The organism is Streptomyces sp. NBC_01294, assembly GCF_035917235.1.
Taxonomy (GTDB): domain Bacteria; phylum Actinomycetota; class Actinomycetes; order Streptomycetales; family Streptomycetaceae; genus Streptomyces; species Streptomyces caledonius.
Genome location: NZ_CP108424.1, coordinates 104,583 through 109,066, shown reverse-complemented (window position 1 = coordinate 109,066; position 4,484 = coordinate 104,583). Strand labels below are relative to the sequence as shown.

The following is a 4,484-nucleotide window of genomic DNA, read 5'->3' as shown; positions in this document are numbered from 1 at the left end:
CCCCGCCCTCCCGCACCACCCCTACCGCCCGACCCGTACGAGAACCGAGGAACAGACACCATGACCCCCGACGAGATCTTCGCCGTCGTCCGCCGCAACCTGATCGACGTGATTCCGGATCTGCCCGAGTCGCAGATCACGCTGGACCACAGCATGCGAGAGCTGGGCGCGAACTCCATCGATCGGATGGACGTGGTCATCGCTACCCAGGACGACCTCGGCGTCCGGGTGCCCGCCGAGCAGCTGACCCGCGCCAACGACCTGCGGTCCCTGGTCGCCGTGCTCAGCGAGCACGTGTGAGTGACGACGCGCCCGAGGCCGCGGCGCAGCCGGTGGCGGTCACCGCGGCGGCCGTTCTCAGCCCGCTCGGCGACCGGCTGGACGGCTTCACCGCCACCCTGCTGGCGGGACGCAGTGCGGTGCGGATGCCGTCCGGGGACGGCTCCCCGGACGGCGGGCCACTGCCCGTCGCGGCCCTCGACGACTTCGTCCTCGGGACGTGGGCCGAGCGCCACCTCGCCGGCAACGGCGGGACCGCCGCCCTGCTGCGGCGGGTCGCCGGCCGGGCCGCGCTGCCGGCGAGGACCGCGGCCTGCGTGGCGCTGCGAGCCGTGCTGGATGCCGGACTCGAACCCGGCGGCGCGTGGGGCGAGGAGACCGCACTGCTGGTCGCCGGCAGCAACCTCGCCCTCGCCCACCAGGCCGCCACCGTGCTCGGCCACCACAGCTCGCCGGGGCGGCTACGGGCCTCGTACGCGCTGACCCACCTCGACGTGGACGTGGTCGGCACCGTCAGCGAGGTCACCGGCGTCCGCGGAGAGGGCTGGACGGTGGGCGGCGCGTCCGCCAGCGGCACGATCGCACTGATCCAGGGCGCCCGGATGGTTGCCTCGGGATGGGCGAGGCGGGTCGTGGTGGTGGCGCCGGCCGCCGAGCTGTCCCCGGTCGAGGCGGAGGCGTTCCGCCGGACCGGGGCCATGGCCCACGAGGCGTTGCGCGGTACGCCGGAACGGATGTGCCGGCCGTTCGACCGCGCCCGCCAGGGGTTCGTCCGGGGCGAGGCCGCCGCGGCGGTCGTCCTGGAGTCCGCGGCCGTCGCCCGGTCCCGCGGCACCGAGGTGCTCGCCGAGATCGCCGGTCACGGCCAGCGGTTGGACGCACGCCGGGGCACCGAGCCGGACGCCCGGGGCCAGGCCGCGGCAATGCGGGCGGCGCTCCGCTCGGCCGGCCTGACCGCGGAGGACGTCGACTACGTCAACGCGCACGGCACCGGTTCGGTCCTCGGCGACGAGGTGGAGGCCGCGTCGCTGCGCGAGGTGTTCGGCGAGCGCCGGTCACTGCGGATCAACTCCACCAAGCCCCTGACCGGGCACTGCCTGAGCGCCGCCGGGCTGGTCGAGGCCGTCGCCGTCATCGGCCAGCTGCGGGCCGGCCACACCCACCCCAACCCCAACCTCGACCAACCGCTGGACCCCGGACTGCCGCTGGTCGGCACCCGCGCCGAACGCCACCCGATGCGCACCGCCCTCAGCAACAGCTTCGCGTTCGGCGGCGTCAACGCCTCCGTCGTCCTGCGCCTGCCGGGCACCGCGCGCACGGCCGCGCCGGCCCACCCGAACCCTGACCACACCTGACCTTAGGGAGACCACCCCATGAAGCCGGTCGGCATCGAAGCCATCAACGTCTACTGCGGAGAGACCTACGTCGACGTCCCGACCCTGTTCGCGGCCCGGCAGCTCGACGACAGCCGGATCGACAACCTGATGATGGCCCGCAAGAGCGTCGCCCTGCACTGCGAGGACGCCGTCTCCTTCGCGGTCAACGCCGCCAAGCCCATCGTGGACGCGTTGTCGGAGGAGGAGCGCGGCCGCATCGAACTGCTGATCGTCGGCACGGAGTCCGGCGTCGACTTCGGCAAGTCGCTCGCCACCTACGTCCACGACCACCTCGGACTGCCCCGCTCCTGCCGCCTGTTCGAGACCAAGCAGGCCTGCTACAGCGGCACGGCAGCGACGCAGATGGCCGCGGCTGTGGTCGCCGCCAGCCCGTTCGACGGCGCCAAGGCCCTGGTGATCAGCAGCGACGTCGCCCGCCCCGTGCCGCACACCTACGTCGAGCCGAGCCAGGGCGCCGGCGCGGTCGCCATGCTGATCAGCGACCAGCCGGTCGTCGCCTCCTTCGACCGGGGCGCCAACGGCTTCCACAGCTACGAGGTGATGGACACCTGCCGCCCCGACCCGGAGGCGGAGGCCGGCGACGTCGACCTGTCGCTGCTCACCTACATCGACTGCCTCAAGAGCTCCTTCACCGACTACGCGCGTAAGGTCGAGGGCGCGGACCTGGTGGACAGCTTCGACCTGCTGGCCATGCACACGCCGTTCCCCGGCATGGTCAAGGGCGCGCACCGGGCCGTCCTGCGCAAGCTCAAGCGGATGTCCCCGCAGGCCATCGAGGACGACTTCACCGCCCGCCTGTCCGCGGCCGTCGAGTACCCGCGCCAGGTCGGCAACATCTACGCGGGCACCGTCTTCCTGGCGCTGGCCAGCACCATCGACAACGCCGTCATCGACCGGGAGCAGCGCGTCGGGATCTTCTCCTACGGCTCTGGGTGCAGTTCCGAGTTCTACAGCGCCGTCGTCACCCCCGAGTCGCAGCGCGCGGTGCGCGCCATGGGCATCCGCCAGGCCTTGGACAACCGCTACGAGCTGTCCGTGCCGGAGTACGACGAGCTGCTCACCGCCACCGCCGAGCTCAAGTTCGGCACCCGCGACTTCACCTTCGACCTGGACCGCTTCCCGCAGATCACCAAGGCTCGCTTCGACGGCGGCACGAACCGCCCCCGGCTGGTTCTGGAGGCCGTGCGCAACTACCACCGCGAGTACGTCTGGCTGGGGGCCGGCCGATGAGCCGCCAGGACGCCGTACGCGTCGTCCGCGGCCGCGGGCTGCTGCGGGCCGTGCTCGACCGCCCCGAGCGGCGCAACCAGATCGACGCCGACCTGCTCAGCTCGCTCGCCCGGGCCCTCGACCAGGCCGAGGGCGACCCGGACTGCCGGGTGTTCGTTCTGTCGTCCACGGGCGAGGACTTCTGTGCGGGCACCGACCTGTCCGGCGGCGACCCCGCTCCCGAGCCGCTGCCGGACGGCGCCGAACTGCCCTACTGGACCCTGCTGGAGCGGCTGACCCGCAGTCCGCTCGCCACCGTCGCGGTCGTCGACGGCCGGGCCACCGCGGGCGGGGCCGGCCTGGCCGCGGCCTGCGACCTCGTCCTGGCGGGGGAGCGGGCCCGCTTCCGGCTCACCGAGGTACTGGCCGGGCTCGTCCCGGCGATGGCCCTGCCCTTCGTCGCCCGCCGCATCGGCGAGCAGCGGGCGTTCGCCGCGACCCTGCGCGCCGAGGAGTTCGACGCCGGCACCGCACACCGGGCAGGCCTCGCCGACCTGGCCGGCCCGCGCGCCGAGGACCTGCTGCCCCCGGTGCTCGCCGGGCTCGGCCGGACCGACCGGAGCACCACCGCAGCGCTCAAGGACTACCGCGCCCGGCTGTTCCCCAGGGACGCCCACCTGGGCCACGACGCCTCGCGGCTGCTGATCGAGCGGTTCGCCGCCCCGGGGACCGGGCAGCTGCTGGCTCGGCTGCGCGAGGCCGGAGCGGCAGCATGAGCGCGGTCACGGCGAGCAACGGCGCCGCCGACGTGGTCCACCTGTCCTGGCAGGGACCGGTGGCCGTGGTCCGGATGGCCGACCACGAGGGCCGCAACACCTTCGGCCCGGCGCTCAGCCACGGCCTGGCCGACGCCGTCGACCGGGCGGTCGCCGAGGAACGCACCCGGGTCCTGGTCGTCGAGGGCATGCCCGAGCTGTTCTGTGCCGGCGGGTCCCAGCGGGAGCTGGTCCACTTCGCCCGGGGCGACGGCAGCTTCGACACCGACGACTTCTTCCGGGTCTTCGCCCGCTGCCCGCTGCCGGTGGTGGCCGCGGTCCAGGGGCACGCGATCGGCGGCGGCCTGGTGCTGGCGCTCTACGCGGACCTCGCGGTGTTCAGCGAGCGGTCGGTGTACGCAGCCAACTTCATGCGCTACGGCTTCACCCCCGGCATGGGCGCGACCCACCTCCTGCCCGCCCGCTTCGGCCACCAGCTCGGCACCGAGATGCTCTACACCGCGCGCAACCACCGCGGCGCCGAGCTCCGTGAACGCGGGGCGCCGGTCAGGGTCGTGGCGCACGACGAGGTGTCGTCCACCGCTCACTCGCTGGCCGCCGGCATCGCGAACGCGCCGCGCGCCTCGCTGGAACTGCTCAAGCAGGACCTGGCCGCACCGCTGCTCGCCGCCACCGACGCGGCGATCGCGCGGGAGGCGGCCATGCACCGCACCACCTTCCGGCTGCCCGAGGTGATGGACCGCATCGTCGGCGGCTACGGCGCCGCCGACCGCCAACACCCCTGACCCCCCGCCGGCCGAGAGCCGGACCGCCGCCCGACCAG

At 73.9% G+C, this 4,484-nt stretch carries 5 protein-coding genes; all 5 read left to right on the top strand.

The features are described from left to right. Positions 1-60 precede the first annotated feature (60 nt). From OG534_RS37735 to OG534_RS37715, 5 genes are read left to right on the top strand one after another with little or no spacing between them, the layout of a single operon-like run. On the top strand, positions 61-300 hold the full coding sequence (locus OG534_RS37735; protein WP_326594149.1) for a phosphopantetheine-binding protein: 240 nt from the start codon (positions 61-63) through the stop codon (positions 298-300). Then, entirely contained in the window at positions 297-1,634 is a 1,338-nt protein-coding gene (locus OG534_RS37730) for a beta-ketoacyl synthase N-terminal-like domain-containing protein (RefSeq protein ID WP_326594147.1), read from the top strand. Before OG534_RS37735 ends, OG534_RS37730 begins: the two co-directional genes overlap by 4 nt. A gap of 18 nt (positions 1,635-1,652) precedes the next feature. Next, positions 1,653-2,906 carry a hydroxymethylglutaryl-CoA synthase family protein gene (locus OG534_RS37725; RefSeq protein ID WP_326594146.1) on the top strand — a complete coding sequence of 418 codons (1,254 nt, stop codon included), beginning with the start codon at positions 1,653-1,655 and terminating at the stop codon, positions 2,904-2,906. Then, positions 2,903-3,661, top strand: a complete 759-nt coding sequence (locus OG534_RS37720; RefSeq protein ID WP_326594144.1) for an enoyl-CoA hydratase/isomerase family protein — start codon at positions 2,903-2,905, stop codon at positions 3,659-3,661. Before OG534_RS37725 ends, OG534_RS37720 begins: the two co-directional genes overlap by 4 nt. Further along, the gene (locus OG534_RS37715) at positions 3,658-4,446 is read left to right on the top strand and encodes a polyketide synthase (protein ID WP_326594143.1); all 789 of its coding nucleotides are present in this window, start codon (positions 3,658-3,660) and stop codon (positions 4,444-4,446) included. The genes OG534_RS37720 and OG534_RS37715 overlap by 4 nt, the downstream gene beginning before the upstream one ends. Positions 4,447-4,484: the final 38 nt, after the last annotated feature.